At 74.6% G+C, this 717-nt stretch carries 1 protein-coding gene; it reads right to left on the bottom strand.

All coding sequences use genetic code 11. The features are described 5' to 3' along the window. A partial coding sequence (locus tag ACFYE3_RS19045; RefSeq protein WP_387612048.1) for a hemerythrin domain-containing protein occupies nucleotides 1–706 on the bottom strand: 706 nt, incomplete at its 3' end. Nucleotides 707–717: the final 11 nt, after the last annotated feature.

Below are 717 nucleotides of genomic sequence, written 5' to 3'. Positions count from 1 at the left end.
CCCGGCTGGTGGACGGGTCCTCACCCCGGCGCATCACGGGCAGGCGCTCGACCCGGTGGGCGAGAGCACCCAGGCCGGTGCTGACCGAGCACAGGACCGGCGCGCTGCGCCCGGAGCCGCGGAGGACGGCCCCGTCCACGAGGTCCCGGACCCGGTCCAGCACCGACAGGGGCACGGCCGCGACCACGTTGCCGGGCGGGCGCCGGGCCACCACGGGGTGGGCGCGGGTGGGCGCGGTGCGCCGGACCACCTCCCAGGCCAGGCCCAGACGGCGGAGCCGGCGGTGGCTCAGGGCCCCCTGCAGGCGCGGGAGCAGGACGTCCTCCTCGTCGCGCACGTCCTCCCGCAGCACCTCGACCAGCCGGGCCAGGACGGGTTCCCGAGCGGGGTCCTCGGCGGCCATGGACTCGAGGGCGGTGACGAGCTCGTTGACCTCCTGGTGCTCCCGCTCCACCTGCAGCGTCAGCTCGTGGCCGTCCGGCAGGACCCGTCGCATCACCGGCCACAGCACGGCCTCCTCGGCGAAGGCGTGCGGGAGGACCAGCCGGTAGATCCGCAGCAGCACCCGCCCCTGGGCCGCCCCGATGGTGCCCTCGAGGTCCTCCAGCAGGTCCTCCAGCGTGACGTGGTCCCTCTTCTGCCGGGTCAGCACGCTCAGCCGCCCGCCGAGCTCATGGACCTTCTGTTCAGCGATGGATCTCGTCATGACGACCTTTC

The sequence above is a fragment of the Kocuria arenosa genome (genome assembly GCF_042879215.1).
Taxonomy (GTDB): Bacteria; Actinomycetota; Actinomycetes; order Actinomycetales; family Micrococcaceae; genus Kocuria; species Kocuria arenosa.
Note: the sequence above shows the minus strand (reverse complement) of the source record. Positions and strands in the feature narration are given on the sequence as shown.